This is a genomic window from Pectobacterium actinidiae, from assembly GCF_000803315.1.
In the GTDB taxonomy this organism is placed as follows: Bacteria; Pseudomonadota; Gammaproteobacteria; order Enterobacterales; family Enterobacteriaceae; genus Pectobacterium; species Pectobacterium actinidiae.
Genome location: NZ_JRMH01000001.1, coordinates 3,317,235 through 3,335,269, shown reverse-complemented (window position 1 = coordinate 3,335,269; position 18,035 = coordinate 3,317,235). Strand labels below are relative to the sequence as shown.

Annotated in this window: 17 protein-coding genes; 12 read left to right on the top strand and 5 right to left on the bottom strand. The window is 48.2% G+C overall.

All coding sequences use genetic code 11. The features are described from left to right. Positions 1–54: 54 nt before the first annotated feature. The 3 genes from rseA to rseC are packed head-to-tail and all read left to right on the top strand — an operon-like array spanning position 55 to position 2,113. Positions 55–702: an anti-sigma-E factor RseA gene (rseA, locus tag KKH3_RS14275; RefSeq protein WP_039360785.1), complete on the top strand. Its 648-nt coding sequence runs from the start codon at positions 55–57 to the stop codon at positions 700–702. Then, the gene (rseB, locus tag KKH3_RS14270; protein ID WP_039360783.1) at positions 702–1,664 is read left to right on the top strand and encodes a sigma-E factor regulatory protein RseB; all 963 of its coding nucleotides are present in this window, start codon (positions 702–704) and stop codon (positions 1,662–1,664) included. Before rseA ends, rseB begins: the two co-directional genes overlap by 1 nt. Further along, entirely contained in the window at positions 1,661–2,113 is a 453-nt protein-coding gene (gene rseC / locus KKH3_RS14265) for a SoxR-reducing system protein RseC (RefSeq protein ID WP_039360781.1), read from the top strand. The genes rseB and rseC overlap by 4 nt, the downstream gene beginning before the upstream one ends. A 92-nt stretch (positions 2,114–2,205) precedes the next feature. On the opposite strand, the gene KKH3_RS22320 is transcribed toward rseC, so the two are convergent. Next, the gene (locus KKH3_RS22320) at positions 2,206–2,418 is read right to left on the bottom strand and encodes a hypothetical protein (RefSeq protein WP_047710066.1); all 213 of its coding nucleotides are present in this window, start codon (positions 2,416–2,418) and stop codon (positions 2,206–2,208) included. On the opposite strand from KKH3_RS22320, the gene lepA reads away from it, so the two are divergent. The 7 genes from lepA (at position 2,410) to acpS (ending at position 9,005) form a co-directional block, all read left to right on the top strand. Beyond that, the gene (gene lepA / locus KKH3_RS14260; RefSeq protein WP_039360779.1) at positions 2,410–4,209 is read left to right on the top strand and encodes a translation elongation factor 4; all 1,800 of its coding nucleotides are present in this window, start codon (positions 2,410–2,412) and stop codon (positions 4,207–4,209) included. The two genes, KKH3_RS22320 and lepA, sit on opposite strands and share 9 nt — an antisense overlap. 16 nt (positions 4,210–4,225) lie before the next feature. Beyond that, a complete protein-coding gene (lepB, locus tag KKH3_RS14255; protein WP_039360777.1) occupies positions 4,226–5,191 on the top strand; it encodes a signal peptidase I in 966 nt (321 codons plus the stop codon). 290 nt (positions 5,192–5,481) lie between these two features. Next, on the top strand, positions 5,482–6,162 hold the full coding sequence (rnc, locus tag KKH3_RS14250) for a ribonuclease III (RefSeq protein WP_039360776.1): 681 nt from the start codon (positions 5,482–5,484) through the stop codon (positions 6,160–6,162). Next, positions 6,159–7,064: a GTPase Era gene (gene era, locus KKH3_RS14245; RefSeq protein ID WP_010302495.1), complete on the top strand. Its 906-nt coding sequence runs from the start codon at positions 6,159–6,161 to the stop codon at positions 7,062–7,064. The genes rnc and era overlap by 4 nt, the downstream gene beginning before the upstream one ends. Before the next feature lie 11 nt (positions 7,065–7,075). Further along, positions 7,076–7,813 carry a DNA repair protein RecO gene (gene recO, locus KKH3_RS14240; protein WP_039360773.1) on the top strand — a complete coding sequence of 246 codons (738 nt, stop codon included), beginning with the start codon at positions 7,076–7,078 and terminating at the stop codon, positions 7,811–7,813. 80 nt (positions 7,814–7,893) lie between these two features. Next, positions 7,894–8,625 carry a pyridoxine 5'-phosphate synthase gene (gene pdxJ / locus KKH3_RS14235; RefSeq protein ID WP_039360771.1) on the top strand — a complete coding sequence of 244 codons (732 nt, stop codon included), beginning with the start codon at positions 7,894–7,896 and terminating at the stop codon, positions 8,623–8,625. Further along, positions 8,625–9,005, top strand: a complete 381-nt coding sequence (acpS, locus tag KKH3_RS14230; RefSeq protein ID WP_039360768.1) for a holo-ACP synthase — start codon at positions 8,625–8,627, stop codon at positions 9,003–9,005. The genes pdxJ and acpS overlap by 1 nt, the downstream gene beginning before the upstream one ends. A gap of 18 nt (positions 9,006–9,023) precedes the next feature. On the opposite strand, the gene KKH3_RS14225 is transcribed toward acpS, so the two are convergent. Beyond that, the gene (locus tag KKH3_RS14225) at positions 9,024–9,284 is read right to left on the bottom strand and encodes a YfhL family 4Fe-4S dicluster ferredoxin (protein ID WP_005973589.1); all 261 of its coding nucleotides are present in this window, start codon (positions 9,282–9,284) and stop codon (positions 9,024–9,026) included. Positions 9,285–9,744: 460 nt separating this feature from the next. On the opposite strand from KKH3_RS14225, the gene pdeH reads away from it, so the two are divergent. Then, complete coding sequence (gene pdeH / locus KKH3_RS14220; RefSeq protein ID WP_139338672.1) at positions 9,745–10,536, top strand: cyclic-guanylate-specific phosphodiesterase; 792 nt, start codon at positions 9,745–9,747, stop codon at positions 10,534–10,536. A 789-nt stretch (positions 10,537–11,325) separates the two neighbouring features. After that, entirely contained in the window at positions 11,326–12,840 is a 1,515-nt protein-coding gene (locus KKH3_RS14215; RefSeq protein ID WP_039360764.1) for a sensor domain-containing protein, read from the top strand. A 41-nt stretch (positions 12,841–12,881) separates the two neighbouring features. Here KKH3_RS14215 and KKH3_RS14210 read toward each other — a convergent pair whose 3' ends face one another. From KKH3_RS14210 to KKH3_RS14200, 3 genes are all read right to left on the bottom strand, one after another. Next, on the bottom strand, positions 12,882–14,243 hold the full coding sequence (locus KKH3_RS14210) for an HlyD family type I secretion periplasmic adaptor subunit (protein WP_039360761.1): 1,362 nt from the start codon (positions 14,241–14,243) through the stop codon (positions 12,882–12,884). After that, a complete protein-coding gene (locus KKH3_RS14205; RefSeq protein ID WP_039360758.1) occupies positions 14,230–16,479 on the bottom strand; it encodes a type I secretion system permease/ATPase in 2,250 nt (749 codons plus the stop codon). The genes KKH3_RS14210 and KKH3_RS14205 overlap by 14 nt, the downstream gene beginning before the upstream one ends. A gap of 78 nt (positions 16,480–16,557) precedes the next feature. Then, positions 16,558–17,910 carry a TolC family outer membrane protein gene (locus KKH3_RS14200; RefSeq protein ID WP_039360755.1) on the bottom strand — a complete coding sequence of 451 codons (1,353 nt, stop codon included), beginning with the start codon at positions 17,908–17,910 and terminating at the stop codon, positions 16,558–16,560. Between the last annotated feature and the right edge of the window lie 125 nt (positions 17,911–18,035).

Genomic DNA, 18,035 nt, shown 5'->3' with positions numbered 1-18,035 from the left:
GTTTTCAGCTATCCGCATGACTAATGATGGATTTGACAAGGTAAGGGTGTCGGTATGCAGAAAGAGAAACTTTCCGCTTTAATGGATGGCGAAGCAGTAGATTCCGAACTGTTAGGCGCACTGTCACGGGATGATGCGTTGCAGCAAAGTTGGCAAAGTTATCATCTGATTCGTGATGCGATGCGTGGTGATGTGAGTGAAAACGTGATCCACCTCGACATCGCTTCTCGTGTTGCCGCTGCAATCGAAAAAGAACCTGTTCGTCTGGTTCCACAAGCGCAGCCTGAATCTCAGCCACAGCCTGTCCAGTGGACCAAGATGCCTTTCTGGCACAAAATCCGCCCGTGGGGCAGTCAACTGACGCAAGTCGGTGTTGCAGCCTGCGTATCTTTAGCGGTGATTGTTGGCGTACAAAATTACCAGCAGGGCAATGCTTCTGAGCATGTTGTGGAATCCGGCGTGTTCAGCACCTTACCTGCTATGGGCACAGCCTCTCCCGTCAGTTTGGGCGTGCCGTCAGAAAATGTTTCCCCTAACAGCGGTCAACAAAAATCCGACATGCAGCGTAATCGCCTCAATGCTATTTTGCAGGACTACGAATTACAGCGCCGACTGCATGCTGAACACGCTCTGCCGCAGGACGATCAGCAAGCGGCAATTCAGGTTCCCGGTACTCAATCATTAGGAACACAGCCCCGGTAATGAAGCGTGTTTGGTCCGCTGCCTGTTTTCTGATTGGCAGTCTGTTTTATTCTACTTTCGCCCCGGCTCAGAATGTTGAACCGGGCGCGTTGTTGCAACAGATGAATGGCGCTATTCGTTCTCTGAATTACGAAATTTCCTTTATTAACATTACCCCGCAAGGGTTCGAGTCGGTACGGTACCGTCATGCTGTGGTCAACAACCGTGCTTTAGCGCAGTTGCTGTTTATGGACGGGCCGCGACGCGAGATTTTGCAGCGTGGTAATGAGGTCAGTTATTTCGATCCTGGTTTTGAGCCGTTTACGCTTACCAGCGATCATATCGTTGATTCTCTCCCTTCTTTGGTCTTCGCTGATTTTCAGAAACTATCGCCCTATTATGATTTTGTTCCTGCTGATGGACGGGTACGCATTGCCGATCGCCTGGCATCAGGCATTCGGGTCATCTCACGCGATGGCACACGCTACAGCTATACCGTGTGGATTGATGCGGACTCGAAACTTCCACTGCGCATTGATTTACAGGATCGCAATGGCGACAGACGGTTGGAGCAATTCTTAACGACATCATTGATTGTTGACGATGATGTCGTGAGCGTGATGCGTCCGCTGGAAGGGCTCAAGCTTCCTCCCGCGCTACCCGCACCTGCTGTAGAGAAAGGCGAGTTTACCTGGATGCCGGAATGGCTGCCTGTCGGGATGAAACAGCTTTCGCACAACAAAAAAGTATTGCCTGGTTCGTCCATTCCGCTTGAAACACGTCTGTATAGCGATGGTTTGTTCAGCTTTTCGATTAACATTAGCCCGTCTTCTGACGTGAACGAGGAACAGTCTGTGCTCACGGGACGACGTTCTATCCACACGGTCATGAAAGGCGACCGAGAGATTACCGTCGTCGGCGATATTCCTCCTTCTACGGCTAAACGTGTGGCCGACAGCATTATTTTGAAGGCGCAACCGTGATCAGAGAATGGGCGACAGTGGTTTCATGGCGGGATGGAATCGTAGAACTGCAGTGTGAGTCGAGCGCGGGGTGCGGTAGTTGCAAATCCCGCTCGTCGTGTGGAACAGGTTTATTAAGTCAGCTTGGGCTTTCTGCCGAAAATACGCTGTATGTTCCTTACGATCAGCCGTTAGAAGTGGGACAAAAAGTGGAATTGGGGATTTCTGAGGGGAGATTGCTGTTTTCCGCTGCTCTGGTTTATTTCGTTCCGCTGGTTGGCCTGTTGCTTGGCGCGGCGATCTGCCAAACGTTATTCGGCACCGATCTGGCCGCGGTTATTGGTGCGCTGTTGGGCGGTGGCGTAGCGTTTATCGGCGTGAAGCGCTGGGCGAAGCAGTTGGGTAAGAATAAGCGTTATGAGCCTGTTATCCTGCAAATCGCACTGCCGGGCACTCTATTACAAAATTGACCTGTTCACCCGAGCGTAAACGGCGCGCGGTGAGGAAACATTGCTTACTTGTTTGTTATCTTTCGACACGATGTTTGCCACGTAATGACACTTTACTTCCTGCTTTCCTCTTGTTGTTCTGCTATTCCAAATAAAACCGTCATAATCAAGGGGAATGCACCGGACATGACTAGGTTTTCACGCTTCTCGCATGTAGAATGCTGCGATTCAGGTGGAATAACATCGCTGCTGTTTTCACCTATGCGCATGCCCATCGGCAAGAATTTCAGGAATATCAAGGTAGAAAAATTTTTATAATGAAGCATATACGAAATTTCTCCATTATTGCCCATATCGACCACGGTAAATCAACGTTATCTGACCGTATTATCCAGATTTGCGGCGGTTTAACCGAACGTGAAATGGCTGCGCAGGTTCTGGATTCCATGGATCTGGAACGTGAACGTGGAATAACGATTAAAGCGCAAAGCGTCACGCTGGATTATAAAGCGCAGGACGGCCAAACCTACCAGTTAAACTTCATCGATACGCCTGGGCACGTTGACTTCTCTTATGAAGTTTCACGTTCGCTCGCCGCCTGTGAAGGTGCTCTGCTTGTCGTTGACGCTGGGCAGGGTGTTGAAGCTCAAACGCTGGCAAACTGCTATACCGCGCTGGATATGAACCTGGAAGTGGTGCCGGTTCTGAATAAGATCGACCTGCCTGCCGCGGATCCAGATCGTGTTGCTCAGGAAATTGAAGACATCGTCGGCATTGATGCTACCGATGCGGTGCGCTGCTCCGCAAAAACGGGGATTGGCGTGCCGGATGTTCTGGAACGTCTGGTGCGTGATATTCCGCCGCCGGAAGGTAGCCCTGATGAACCGCTGCAGGCGCTGATTATCGACTCCTGGTTTGATAACTACCTTGGTGTTGTGTCACTGGTGCGTATCAAAAACGGCACGATGCGCAAAGGCGACAAAATTAAGGTAATGAGCACGGGTCAGGTGTATAACGCCGACCGTCTCGGTATTTTTACACCGAAGCAGATCGACCGCGATGTATTGAACTGCGGCGAAGTAGGCTGGTTGGTGTGCGCTATCAAAGATATTTTGGGGGCGCCAGTTGGGGATACGCTGACGCTGGCGCGTCAACCGGCTGAAAAAGCGTTGCCGGGCTTCAAAAAAGTCAAACCGCAGGTCTATGCCGGTCTGTTCCCGATCAGTTCCGACGACTATGAAGCATTCCGTGATGCGTTGGGCAAACTGAGCCTCAACGATGCCTCACTGTTCTATGAACCAGAAAGTTCTACTGCGCTGGGCTTTGGTTTCCGCTGTGGTTTCCTTGGGCTGCTGCACATGGAGATCATTCAGGAGCGTCTGGAACGTGAGTACGATCTGGAATTGATCACTACGGCACCGACGGTTGTGTATGAAGTAGAAACGACGGCGAAAGAAACCATTTATGTTGATAGCCCGTCGAAACTGCCTCCGCTGAATAATATTCAGGAACTGCGCGAACCGATTGCCGAGTGTCACATGTTGATGCCTCAGGAATATCTGGGCAACGTGATTACGCTTTGTATTGAGAAACGTGGCGTTCAGACGAACATGGTGTACCACGGTAACCAGGTTGCGTTGACGTATGACATCCCGATGGCAGAAGTGGTGCTCGATTTCTTTGATCGCCTGAAATCAACCTCTCGTGGCTATGCATCACTGGATTACGGCTTCAAACGCTTCCAGGCATCGGACATGGTGCGTGTTGATGTCTTGATCAACAACGAACGTGTGGATGCTCTCGCCCTGATCACGCACCGTGATAATTCACAGTATCGTGGCCGTGAGTTCGTCGAAAAAATGAAAGAACTGATCCCGCGTCAGCAGTTTGATATCGCGATTCAGGCCGCAATTGGTAACCACATTATTGCGCGTTCTACGGTTAAGCAATTGCGTAAAAACGTACTGGCCAAGTGTTATGGTGGCGACGTCAGCCGTAAGAAGAAACTGTTGCAGAAACAGAAAGACGGTAAGAAGCGTATGAAGCAGGTCGGTAATGTCGAACTGCCGCAAGAGGCGTTTCTGGCAATTCTGCACGTCGGCAAAGACAGTAAATAAATTCTGAGGAGTTGGCATGGCCAATATGTTTGCCGTAATTCTGGCATTGGTGACGCTGGTCACGGGGATTGTCTGGTGTTTAGAACGCTTGGTCTGGGCTCCTGCTCGCCGGAAGAAATTTGCTGCGATGAGCGGTGCCGATCTGGCTGATGGCGCGGTTTCATCGAAAGCGATTCAACAACCAGGCTGGATTGAGACGATTGCGTCCGTGTTCCCGGTTGTAGCTTTGGTATTGGTTGTGCGCTCCTTCATTTATGAACCGTTTCAAATTCCATCGGGTTCGATGATGCCGACGCTGTTGATCGGTGACTTTATTCTGGTGGAAAAATTTGCTTATGGGATTAAAGAACCCTTCACGCAAAAAACGCTGATCGAAACGGGTCACCCGAAGCGTGGCGACGTGGTCGTGTTTAAATACCCGTCCGATCCTAAAGTGGACTTCATCAAGCGAGTAGTCGGTGTACCAGGCGATCGCGTTAGCTATAACCCGATAACCAAACAGGTGACGATTCGTCCATCCTGTCAGGGGCAACAGGCGTGCGATACGGCACTGGCAGTGACATACAGTAACGTACAGCCTAGCGATTTTGTTCAGACCTTCAACCAGCCTGGGCTGGAATCACGCAGCGGATTTTATGAGGTGCCTGCTAATGACAACAGCGTGGAAGGGGTCCGTATGGGCGCACGCAAAGAGTCATTAGGCAATGTAACGCATAATATTCTGTTGGTGCCGGGTCAGCAGGATCAGCTCGGTGGTTATTACCAGCAATCGCAGCAGCAGCTTGCGACATGGGTTGTCCCAGCAGGAAACTACTTCATGATGGGCGATAACCGCGACAACAGTTTGGATAGTCGCTATTGGGGCTTTGTGCCGGAGAGAAATCTGGTCGGTAAAGCTACCGCTATCTGGATGAGTTTCGAGAAGCAGGAAGGCGAATGGCCTACCGGCGTGCGTTTGAGTCGCATTGGCGGTATTCATTAAGCAAAGTAAGCAGTAACCGAAATAAGATACAGGCAGCATTCTGATGCTGTCCGTTGTAGAATATTTTCTGTAACGCTCTTTTGAAAGAACGAGCCCTAAATAGTACGTGTTGCAGGACAACACGTTAGCGTTTTAACCACGCTAACGCACAGGTAACGCGAAGTATGACGGGCAAAAAGGCAGGCTCCCTTATGGGAGCCAATGCAAACGAAACAGTTTTGACCGAATTGGTAAGCAGGGCTGTTCCGTATGCTGCTGTTTTTGACGCATCATTGATCTATTGGTAACACATGAATCCCATCCTGATAAATCGTTTACAAAGAAAGCTGGGCTATACTTTTCAGCAGTACGATCTTTTGTTACAGGCGTTGACGCACCGTAGCGCCAGCAGCAAACATAATGAAAGACTCGAATTCCTGGGTGACTCCATCCTGAGTTTTGTGATCGCTAATGCGCTGTATCATCGTTTTCCCAAAGTTGATGAAGGGGACATGAGTCGGATGCGAGCGACGTTGGTGCGAGGAAATACGCTGGCGGAAATCGCGCGCGAATTCGAACTGGGAGAGTGCTTACGCCTCGGTCCGGGTGAATTAAAAAGTGGTGGTTTCCGACGTGAGTCGATCTTAGCGGATACAGTCGAAGCGCTGATTGGCGGTATTTTCCTCGACAGCGACATCCAGACCATCGAACGTTTGATCCTGAACTGGTATCAGACGCGTTTGGATGAAATCAGTCCCGGCGATAAGCAAAAAGATCCGAAAACGCGATTGCAGGAATTTTTGCAAGGGCGTCACTTACCTCTGCCAACGTATTTGGTGGTGCAGGTTCGTGGGGAAGCACACGATCAGGAATTTACTATCCACTGTCAGGTGAGCGGCTTTAATGAGTCGGTCATTGGTACAGGATCGAGCCGTCGTAAAGCCGAACAGGCTGCGGCTGAACAAGCGTTGAAAAAACTGGAGCTTGAATGAGCGAAGTACAGACACACTGCGGTTTTGTCGCGATTGTTGGTCGACCAAACGTCGGTAAATCGACGTTACTGAATCAATTACTGGGGCAGAAGATTTCTATTACGTCGCGTAAGCCCCAGACGACGCGGCACCGCATCATGGGTATTCACACTGAAGGGCCTTATCAGGCTATTTATGTGGATACGCCGGGATTGCACATTGAAGAAAAACGGGCGATTAACCGCCTGATGAACCGTGCTGCCAGCAGTTCAATCGGTGACGTTGAGCTGATCATTTTCGTTGTTGAAGGGACACACTGGAATGACGACGATGAAATGGTGTTGAATAAGCTGCGCGATCAGAAACTTCCTGTGCTGTTGGCGATCAATAAAGTTGATAACGTCACGGATAAAACTAAGCTGCTGCCGCATATCCAGTTCCTCAGTCAGCAGATGGATTTTCTTGATGTCGTTCCGATCTCGGCTGAGAAGGGCACGAATGTCGACACGATTGCCAGCATTGTACGTAAACACTTACCGCAGGCAACGCACCACTTCCCGGAAGATTACATTACCGATCGCTCACAGCGCTTTATGGCATCGGAAATCATCCGTGAAAAACTGATGCGCTTTCTGGGTGAAGAATTGCCGTATTCCGTAACGGTCGAAATCGAGCGTTTCGTGACTAACGAGCGTGGCGGTTATGACATCAATGGCCTGATTCTGGTTGAGCGTGAAGGCCAGAAGAAGATGGTCATTGGTAACAAAGGTGCGAAAATCAAAACCATTGGTATTGAGTCTCGTCAGGATATGGAAGAGATGTTTGAGGCCAAAGTGCACCTTGAGCTATGGGTTAAAGTGAAATCCGGTTGGGCAGATGACGAACGTGCCCTGCGCAGTCTGGGTTATAGCGAAGACCTGTAAGGTTCACGCCGATGGAAGGCTGGCAGCGCGCATTTGTCTTGCATGGGCGACCTTATAGCGAAACCAGCTTATTGCTGGATCTGTTCAGCGAAAGCGATGGTCGAGTTCGTGTGCTGGCTAAAGGCGCGCGAGCCCGTCGCTCTAGCCTGAAAGGCTGTTTACAGCCTTTCACTCCGCTACTGGTGCGTTGGAGTGGGCGGGGAGAAGTGAAAACATTACGCAGCGCTGAGCCTGTCTCGCTCGCGCTACCACTGACTGGTACGATGCTCTATAGCGGTCTATACGTTAACGAGTTACTGTCTCGCGTGCTGGAACATGAAACCAATTACTCCGCTCTTTTCTTCGATTATCTCCACTGTTTACAACATCTTGCTGCACAAGATGCTTCTCCAGAGCCAGCATTAAGACGCTTCGAGTTAGCGTTACTGAGCTATCTGGGATACGGCGTTGATTTCCTGCATTGTGCGGGTAGCGGCGAACCGGTTGCGGATACCATGACTTACCAGTATCGAGAGGAAAGGGGATTTATTGCCAGCCTGGTGGTCGATAATAAAAGTTTTACCGGGCATGAGTTACGTTCGCTGGCGTCGCGTGAATTTCCTGATGTTGGCACATTGAGGGCGGCAAAGCGTTTCACTCGTATCGCGTTAAAGCCGTATCTGGGGGGAAAACCGCTGAAAAGTCGTGAACTGTTCCGCCAGTTTATTCCTGCTGCTAATTTGTCCAAACCCACGTCTTCTGATAAATAATCCCGTTTCCTCAGTACCCTGACGCTGTGACATCGGTGTAAACTGCCACATATCGTGCATGACTTTACCGAGGATTTATCATGGCTGAACTGCTGCTTGGCGTTAACATCGATCATATTGCAACGCTGCGCAATGCGCGTGGAACGGCGTATCCCGACCCCGTTCAGGCTGCTTTTATCGCTGAGCATGCGGGGGCGGATGGCATCACTGTGCATTTACGTGAAGATCGTCGTCATATCACGGATCGTGATGTACGGATTCTGAGAGACACGCTCCAAACTCGCATGAATCTGGAAATGGCTGTCACGGAAGAAATGCTGAACATCGCCTGTGAGGTGAAGCCGCATTTTTGCTGTCTGGTACCGGAAAAACGCCAGGAAGTGACAACCGAAGGTGGGCTGGATGTTGCAGGGCAGCAGGAGAAAATCGATAGCGCAGTGGCCAGGCTTAGTCAGGCTAACATCTTGGTTTCACTCTTCATTGATGCGGATAAACGGCAAATCGATGCCGCCGTGGCTAGCGGTGCGCCCTATATCGAAATCCATACTGGGGCGTATGCCGATGCGCCAGACGACGAAACGCGCCAGCATGAGTTCGAGCGCATTCGTGATGCTGCCACTTACGCCGCGGCGCAGGGGCTCAAGGTCAATGCCGGTCACGGTCTGACGTACCATAACGTGCAGCCGATCGCTGCGTTGCCGGAAATGTACGAATTGAATATTGGGCATGCGATTATTGGTCGTGCGGTGATGAGCGGTCTGAAGGATGCCGTTGCAGAAATGAAGAATCTGATGCGAGAAGCACGCCGCTGATGGCGATTCTTGGGCTCGGAACAGATATTGTCGAAATCGCTCGTATTGACGCGGTGATTGAACGCTCAGGCGAGCGATTGGCCCGCCGCATTCTGACGGATGCTGAATGGACGCATTATCAGCAGCATCAGCAGCCTGTCCGTTTCCTCGCCAAGCGCTTTGCTGTGAAAGAAGCGGCGGCAAAAGCTTTCGGCACCGGAATCCGTAACGGGCTCGCGTTCAACCAGTTTGAAGTTTTTAATGACGAACTGGGCAAACCTTGCCTGCGATTTTTTGCTAAAGCGGCAGAGCTGGCTGAACAAATGGGCGTCAGATACGTCCATGTAACGCTGGCTGACGAAAGACGTTATGCCTGTGCGACGGTGATTATCGAAAGCTGATCGTTCGTAAACGGATGCTTAAATCCTGTCGGCATGGTGCATGAGCACGTATTTTTCCCACAGCTGCTCATTGCCTTCAATATGGTTTGGATCTTTGACGATCGTATTGTCGATCGGACAGACTTTCTGACACGTAGGGGTGTCGTAGTGGCCTACGCACTCAGTACAGAGGGTGGTGTCAATTTCATAAATGTCCATGCCCATGGAAATAGCCTGATTAGGACACTCGGGCTCACACATGTCACAGTTGATGCATTTATGGGTGATGAGTAACGCCATGATGTTCTTCTACCTTACAAACAGGGCGCAGATTATACCCGTTGCTGCTCGTTTAAACACGCGTAACTGTCATTGATGGAAAATATACTGGCAAATTGGCTGCCAGTGTCTTCAATGTGCCTTTCTTCCGATGCGGGTTTCACGTGTTTTCAGAGTCCTTCAGCATGCAACCTATTGGCAGCATAAATAGTGAGGTTACAGGGTAAAATTACCATCTGTTCGTTAAATTGGTTTTATACCTATCCTTTAAACTGTATGAATCAGCCAGTGCAACTGTGTTTCTTGGGTTTTAATTTATTGATTTACAATTTAAATAAATTTAGTTGTGATATTGAACCACTTATTTTTGTAATATCATGGACATTGATTTAATCGGTATTACCGATGACGTTTGCATCTGGAGAGTCGATGACGGTGCATGTCCGTATGATATAATTTTATAACTAATAGTGTCAGTTTAATGGCGGAACTCATAGTGCAGCAGGAAGGTCATTTTAATCAGGTTGGGGCAGGGTTTCTCCAACAGGGAGACGCGGAGCCATTAGGCGCTGATTACTGGCTCCAATGCCAACGGCGGTATACTTTTCAGCCCATTTACCGAACATCCGGTAAATTAATGGCTATTGAGTTACTGACTTCCGTTTTTTTTCCTACCCTGCCGCAAAAATTCATCTCTCCTGAAAAATACTTCGCGAATATCGATGTTGAAACCCGACTGTTAATTATTGTAGAACAACTGCAACTTCTATCTCAGTGGAGTTTTCGATTTATTCGCGACGATCTTTTTGCCTCCGTCAACATTGATGGTATGACGCTACTGGCGTTGCAAAATAATCTGGAAGCCAAACGTCTGATCGCTTCAATGCCCTGGATTCGTTTTGAAATGGTCGAGAATCAGGGAGGGCTGCCAAAAGAAATCTTAACCAAGCTCCCAGAAGCACAAACACTGTGGCTGGATGATTTCGGTTGCGGTATGGCGAATTTTTCATCACTCATGCTGGCCCAGTATGATTGCATCAAAGTGGCACGTGAGCTCTTCATTCTCCTGCAACAAAGTAGCGAAGGGAAAACCGTTTTCCCTGCACTGATCGCTTTGCTATCGCGTTTTTGCAATTATGTGGTCATTGAAGGAATAGAAACACAGGAAGAGTGGGCTATTGTTCAGACATCGCATGCTTATGCTGCCCAGGGATACTACCTCTCGCGCCCTCAGCCGTTTGAGAATTTTGAGATGTTGAAGATCGAACTCTAGGTGATAACCTATTGTTTAGGCTATCACTTTTCACATTAGAGTACTGCTGTATACCCATCCATTTTTTTCTCCTTCATAGTAATTCATTATATTTCCTAATATTTCATGGCTGTACAAAATGCCGCCTCTTTCGCTAGCTGTCCTCTTTTTCTGAATATCAATTCATAATGCTGATTTTTGTTCTATTTTTGTTATTTAATTCTTATTTTATTTGTTATGGCAGTGTTTAATTTCAATAAAGCCATGAGGAGAAGCGTTGTGAATTTTGCATCAAATTATGACATATATAATCAGACGCTTGCGTTAATGATTTTATTTTTTTCTTTTAATTATTTGATTTTTAATGGTAAAAAAATATAATGTTTACTGTTAACGATCGAAAATCACTTTGTGATAGATTTTGTTGATTAAAACAATGATACTTATTGGTATAATTGATTTGCTTACAAAAATTTGATGTTCAGAATATATTGCCATGTACCCTTAGGAATATTCTTTTATTCCATTAGAAAAGCTTATAACCCGAACAATTACTACTATTAAATTAAGATACTCTTTTGAATTTGTTGTTTTTATCTGCGCACAGTCATATGCGAGGGCTTTATGCTTACGTTGCTATGTTTCTAAACACTCCTGCTTCACGGAGCGTTTTTTCTTTCATCCTTTCTGCTCTCCGGAAATGCACCCATCCTGAAAATTTACGGGGTAGGGGTTTGTTACCGGGATTTTTCGTCATCAGCATTGTGATTTGTACGATCAGGACCGCTCGGGCCTGAGGAGAGTGTTATTGTGTATGAAATTATAATAACCCTGTTGTTGTTATTGTTATTGTTTTCTTCTGTAAAAAATAGAAAAATCAAACAAAAATTTAAAACTGAGCAGAAAAAACAAGATTTCCTCAACATGACTTTCTTTGCGATGGAATATAGTCCTGCCTCAATTATGATCGCAGATGAAAATTGTGAAATTATTTACGTCAATCGTCAGTTTATTACTATGTCTGGCTATATGCCGGATGAAGTTATTGGCAAAAAAACGAATATATTAAACTCTGGCATGACCAACGCCAGCGTCTATGAAGATCTGTGGACTACCATAAATAAAGGTAATGTTTGGAGTGGTGAGTTCGTTAACCGGCGTAAAGATGGGCAGTTGTATTGGGAAAAGGCCAATATCGTTAAAATATATAATAAGGCGAGTAACACGACCCAGTATGTCGGCATTAAGTTAGATATTACCGAGCGAAAATCGCAGGAACATCATGATAATTCATACAATCGTGCGCTGGAGTTGTTATCAAGCGGCGCGCCGCTGAAGGATATCCTGGATGCGATCATTTTCAGCGTTGAGGAAAAAAACCCTGGTCGTATCGTTTGTTCTGTACTGCTCGTTGATAAAGAAAAGAAATGTTTGACGCTTGGATCGGCACCGAGCCTGCCAGGTTTTTATAAAAATGCCATTCACAACGTGAAAATTGCCGATGGTGTGGCTTCGTTTGGTACAGCGGCCTATACCGGAAAACGCGTGATTGCTGACGATATTTCCGTGCATCCGCATTGGTCTTTATATAAAGGGCTCGCGTTATATGCCGGGCTGCGTTCCTGCTGGTCTGAACCTATCATTGGTCAGAACAAAGAAATATTAGGTGTTTTAAGTGTTTATCATCGTAAAGTGTATGTGCCGACCGAAGAGGAAATTTTCTCTATCGAAAAGTCGGCACAACTGATTGCGATCGCCATAGAGCGATATCATGCGATTGATATGCTGCGGCGGAGCGAAGAGCACTATCGTCAACTGGCGCACTATGACTCATTAACGTCACTGGCTAATGGCCTGACGTTTGCTGAGCAAATGGAACAAGCGATTCTGTTATCCAAACAAACGGGTAGAAAAATTGCACTGATGTTCTTGGATCTCGATAAATTTAAACAGATAAACGATTCGTTTGGGCATGCTGTTGGCGATTTGCTATTAAAAGAAGCGGCTGCACGTATGCGTGGTGCGGTTCGGGATTCGGATACGGTATATCGTCGTAGCGGTGATGAATTCATTATTCTGCTTCAGGGTATTAAGGAAATTGATAATACACTTTATGTTGCAGATAAAATCCATAACGCATTGAATAAACCTTTTGAGATCAATGGGAAAAAGCTGGATATATCGTGCAGTATCGGTATTGCGCTGTATCCAGAACACGGCACCGATTCTCTGACGCTGGCAATTAATGCCGATTCCGCCATGTACCAAGCTAAAGCCATGGGGCGCAGCCAAACTCAGATTTATCACAATATGAACGATCATTGATAAATGAAATAAAAAAGGCGCTCTGTCGAGCGCCTTTTTTATTATCTTTCTCGTAGTGCTTCTGCTTTTGCCCGAATAATTGGCTTTAACAAATAGCTGAGGATCGTTTTCTTGCCTGTGATTATATCAACAGAGGCCACCATGCCAGGAATGATAAGAAGCGGTTTATCGGCTGAGCCTAAATAATTCTTATCAGTCCGTAAGCGAATAATATAAAAGCTATTTCCTTCTTTATCTGTAACAGTGTCCGGGCTGATTTGTTCCAACTGACCTTTTAGGCCACCATAGATAGTGTAGTCGTAGGCCGTCAATTTTATTATGGCATCCTGACCTGGGTGTAAAAACGCAATATCCTGAGGGCGAATTTTAGCCTCGACTAACAGCTTGTCATCCAGAGGAACAATTTCCACCAGATCGCTACCCGGTTGAATCACTCCCCCGATGGTATTCACCAGAACTTGCTGCACGATACCGCGAACAGGGGAGACGACCAGCGTTCGGTTTACCCGATCTTCGAGCGCTTTACCTGTGGCTTCGATTTTGTTCAGGCTAGTTTGTGCTTCACTAAGCTGAGATAACGCCTCGCTTTTATAGCGGCTGCGCGTTTCCTCTATTTTATTTTCGCTCTCTTTAATCGCAGACTCTGCCCGCGGAATGGAAAGTTTGATGGAATCAAGCTGCCCACGGGTTTCAACTTCAGCACGGCGCAGGCGTAAAACCTCTACTTTAGAAATCGCGCCTTCTGCTATCAGCGGTTCTGACATTTTAATTTCTTGCTGGAGCAGACCAAGACTATTACGGAACTGAATCTCCTTGGATGAGAAATCCCGCAGTTCCTGACGGCGCTGGACCAATTGCTCTTCCAGACCTGATATCTCATTATGTAATTGCTGACGGCGGCTGTTATAAAGCTCTTTTTCTCCTGCCGCGATTTTAGGCGCTTGCGTCGTGATCTCTTCGGAAAGCACAAGCTCTTGACCGTTGATTTCGGCGTTCAGGCGCTCAATTCGCGACAGTAGCGCAAGCCGGTCAGCTTCGGTTTCACCGACGTTAGAAGCAAAGCGAGTATCATCAAGGCGCAGCAACGGATCGCCCGCATTGACGACTTGCCCCTCACGAATGAACACCTCCGTGATAATACCGCCTTCCAGGTTTTGGATTTTTTGCAGCCGGGAGGAGGGGATCGCTTTACCATCGCCGCGAGTAACTTCATCGATATTCGCGAGTCCGGCCCACAGGATAAAAAACAGGAAAAAAGCCCCGATAGCCCACAGCGTAAAGCGAATAGAACGTGGGGAATCTTCAGCCATTGCCCGACTCACTTCTGGCATGGTTTGTAGGCTTTCTTCATCTCCACCGACAAAATACCGTTTGATTCGTTTGATATATTTACCGAGACGCATTGATCTGCCCCTTCTTCAACGCATCCATCACGATAGCTTTCGGCCCATCAGCAATAATTTTACCTTTGTCGACAATCACTAAACGATCGACCAGCGCCAGCATGGAAACCCGGTGGGTGACGAGTAAGAGCGTTTTCTCTGCGATCACGGGAGCCAGAGCTTGCTTGAGCCGGTCTTCGCTCGTGTTATCCATCGAACTGGTGGGTTCATCTAGCACCAGAATCGGTGGATCGAGCAGCAGGGCTCTGGCTATCGCGACAGCCTGACGCTGCCCGCCGGAGAGTTGTTGACCGCGTTCACCAACCTGAAGGTTATAGCCATCGGGGTGCAGACGAGCAAACTCATTCACCCCTGAAATCTCTGCGGCTCGCAGCATCGCTTCGTCTTCGACATAGCGTGCACCGCTAATGAGGTTATTGCGTAGCGATCCACTGAATAGCTGAATATCCTGAGGAACATAGCCGATATTGTGGCGTAAATCGCTGACATCCAACTGACGGGCATCGACGCCATCGATCAAAATATTGCCTGTATTGGGCTGATAGAGATTCACGATCAGTTTTTGCAGCGAGCTTTTGCCCGAGCCACTGCGGCCAATGACGCCCACTTTCTCTCCGGGGGCGATAGTCAAGCTGATACTTTGCAGTGAACTGGTTTTCTGTTCTGGGTAATTGAACGTCACATCGCGAAACTCGATAGCACCTCGGATACTCTCGCGCTTCAACGGGCGTTCGTTATCGCTACGCTCTTGCGGCAGTTGCATCATTTGTTCGGTGGTTTGCATCGTTAAACGTGCCTGCTGGTAACGGCTAACCAGACCAGACAGTTGCCCCAACGGCATGAGCGCTCTGCCGTTCAGCATGTAACAGGCAATCAGCCCACCCATACTGAGTTTGCCGTTAATCAGCATATAGACGCCGACGACAATCATGGCAACGCCAGCAAATTGCTGGAACCACTGTGTCAAATTTACCGCCAGCGAAGACAGCGCCTTAGCCCGCATTTCCAGTTTGCTCAGGCTGCCAATAGTCTGTTCCCACTGGTGCTGCCGCTCACTTTCGGCATTATTGACCTTGATCGCATCCAGACAGCTTAAGGTTTCGATCAGCGTAGCCTGCCGTTCACTGGCAAGGTGCATGGTTTTCTCAATGGTGGCGGACAGCGGTTTTTGCATCGCCCAACTCGCCAACAGGGCGATAGGGTAGGCCAGTATGGAAACCCAGACCAGCGGGCCGCCGATGATGCCGATAACCAGCAGCAGAAGCAACGTAAAAGGAAAATCGATCAGCGTCGTCAGCGTCAGTGAAGAAAGGAAGTCTCTGAGTGACTGAAATTCATGAATGTTCTGTGCAAAGCTACCAACTCTCGGCGGTCGGGCTTTCATCGACATACCGGTAATGCGCTCAAATAACGTGGCGGAAATAATCAGGTCGGTTTTTTTGCCCGCCATATCGAGGCAAATGCCGCGTAGCGTTTTGAGAATCAAATCGAAAACAAAAGCGCCGGTGACGCCGATAGCCAGTACCCATAGTGTCGCCGTTGCCTGATTCGGCACAACGCGGTCGTAGACATTCATCACGAACAGCGGCGTGGCAAGTGCGATAATGTTCACCAGCAAACTGGCAAGGACGGCATCAAGATAGAGTGAACGCGAAAGCTTAAGCGTATCTTTGAACCAGGATTTGGTTCGGGGGATCAGTGACGGATTTTGCAGATCGAACTGATGGCGGGGCTGGGCGAACATCACCAGACCAAGGTAATTCTGTTGCAGCGTATTGTGCTCGACCGAAATTTCTCCGCCTTCTGTTTCACTGGGCATCAGACGCGCGCTGCCGTCAGCATTCCAGCCTAACAGAATCGCCGCGCGTCCTTCGCGTAACAGCAACATCGCGGGGAGCGACATCTCGGAAATTTTATTCAGAGAACGTTTGAGAACGCGCCCTTGTAACCCCGCGCGTGCGGCAGCTCTTGGGAGCAATTTTACCGATAATCGCTGGTTGGCTAAGGGTAGCCCGGCGGTGAGAGTAGTACGACTGACGGATTTCCCCTGCAAGGTGCAGAGGATCAGCAAACTATCCAATAACGGGTCGTCATGACGGCTGCGCGGGTCACTATTTTCATGAACGATGGGTTCATGAACGATCTGCGGTTCATGAACAACAGACTCTTGGACGATAGACTCCTCGGCAACTGATTGATCAGAACCATTTGTCTCTTGTACTGAATGCAACTTCATTTAACTGAACGTTCCTTACGCAACGTAATTCCCCCGCATATAAACCATAATTTATCGCCGTCTGACCAATGAAATATATTAATTAAGACTCGGCAGCTCTGCGTGGGAGGTGACGTTTGTCAAGCTGGTACCAGCATCAGGCGCCGGGATCGCCAAACGGTTTAATAGCTCTCCCATACGGGATGCGATCCGGTATTCGGTATAGAGGGAAGTGAAGCGAACTTCAACCAAACGGCGCTGTGCGGTGAACAGTTCGTTTTCACTGTCCAGCAGGTCCAGCAGCGTCCTTTCTCCCAGGCCAAATTGCTTCTGATACGCGGTACGTACTTTCATACTGCGGTCGGCATATTCAGCGGCAATCGGCAACTGCTGACGCGAGTTATTTAACGCTGACCAAGCTAGCTTAAGTTCTTCGCTCAGCAGGCGCAGGGCATTATTTCGCACATCCTGCGCTTCTTTTACCTGATAGGCTTTTGATTCCATGTTGGCTTTGCTGCTACCGCCTTCATACAGGTTGTAGCGCATGCGTAGCATCGCCTGCCATTCATTATTTTGACCGCGCGTCCCGTCAACGTTGTTATCCATCGTGCGAGAGAGTTCAACGTTGAGGCGTGGGTAAAACGTTGATTTTGATGTCTCATATTGCTGCTGAGTAGCTTCAATATCTGATTCTGCAGACTTCAGCGCCGGGCTGTTAGTCAGCATGATGCGTTGGGCTTCATCCAATGAGGCTGGAAGCTTTATTGCAGAAGCATCGGGCATCACCAAATTCTCCGGCACCTTGCCCACAACGCTCATGTAGTTGATTTTGGCATCGTCCAGATTGGTTTTTTCCGTCAGAACGTTGTTACGGGCCTGTGCAAGACGTGCTTCGGCCTGATCCAAATCGGCCAATCGCCCAACGCCTTGTTCGCTGCGTAGCCTGATTTGATCATAGATGCGTTCATGGCTTGCAAGGTTAGCTTCTGCCAGACGAACAAATTCCTGACGCTGCAGCACATTAAGATATACCTGAACGGTATCTAACGCCGTCGATTCACTGGTGTTTAATACTTTATAGGCGCGAGAATTGACCGTGGCGCGTTGTCTGCCCACTTCGCTGGAGGTGGCGAAGCCATCAAATACCGTCTGACTTAAATTGATACTCGATTCCTGTCGGCTGAGTTCAACACGCTTATTAGCGCTGGCGCGTGTTGAGGGGCTATCGGTTTCTTCGCGGCCAACGCCTGCACTCAGCGTGATGGAGGGGAGATACCCGCCTTTTGCCGCACGTAAATCGTGTTCGGCAGAAAAACGGCTATTAATGGAAGCACTTACTTCAGGATGCGTATAGAGCGTGTTTTTTATCGCATCCTGAATTGTCTCGGCATGTGTCGCTGTGGAAAAAAAGGTAATAAAAGATAATAAAGCAAAATGGTCTCTACGCATCATCAGCAGTTTTCCTTCACAAAAACCTTATTTGTGATTATTCCTATTAAAGTGTTTGAGTGTCATATAAACGCTTAACGAATTGATTTTATTTTATTCCTTTTATATCAATATGTTATTTTTATTCC

Coding starts and splice junctions, on each gene's coding strand:
- rseA (WP_039360785.1), top strand. CDS start 55: ATGCAGAAAGAGAAACTTTCCGCTTTAATGGATGGCGAAGCAGTAGAT.
- rseB (WP_039360783.1), top strand. CDS start 702: ATGAAGCGTGTTTGGTCCGCTGCCTGTTTTCTGATTGGCAGTCTGTTT.
- lepA (WP_039360779.1), top strand. CDS start 2,410: ATGAAGCATATACGAAATTTCTCCATTATTGCCCATATCGACCACGGT.
- KKH3_RS22320 (WP_047710066.1), bottom strand. CDS start 2,418: ATGCTTCATTATAAAAATTTTTCTACCTTGATATTCCTGAAATTCTTG.
- lepB (WP_039360777.1), top strand. CDS start 4,226: ATGGCCAATATGTTTGCCGTAATTCTGGCATTGGTGACGCTGGTCACG.
- rnc (WP_039360776.1), top strand. CDS start 5,482: ATGAATCCCATCCTGATAAATCGTTTACAAAGAAAGCTGGGCTATACT.
- era (WP_010302495.1), top strand. CDS start 6,159: ATGAGCGAAGTACAGACACACTGCGGTTTTGTCGCGATTGTTGGTCGA.
- recO (WP_039360773.1), top strand. CDS start 7,076: ATGGAAGGCTGGCAGCGCGCATTTGTCTTGCATGGGCGACCTTATAGC.
- pdxJ (WP_039360771.1), top strand. CDS start 7,894: ATGGCTGAACTGCTGCTTGGCGTTAACATCGATCATATTGCAACGCTG.
- acpS (WP_039360768.1), top strand. CDS start 8,625: ATGGCGATTCTTGGGCTCGGAACAGATATTGTCGAAATCGCTCGTATT.
- KKH3_RS14225 (WP_005973589.1), bottom strand. CDS start 9,284: ATGGCGTTACTCATCACCCATAAATGCATCAACTGTGACATGTGTGAG.
- pdeH (WP_139338672.1), top strand. CDS start 9,745: ATGGCGGAACTCATAGTGCAGCAGGAAGGTCATTTTAATCAGGTTGGG.
- KKH3_RS14210 (WP_039360761.1), bottom strand. CDS start 14,243: ATGCGTCTCGGTAAATATATCAAACGAATCAAACGGTATTTTGTCGGT.
- KKH3_RS14205 (WP_039360758.1), bottom strand. CDS start 16,479: ATGAAGTTGCATTCAGTACAAGAGACAAATGGTTCTGATCAATCAGTT.
- KKH3_RS14200 (WP_039360755.1), bottom strand. CDS start 17,910: ATGATGCGTAGAGACCATTTTGCTTTATTATCTTTTATTACCTTTTTT.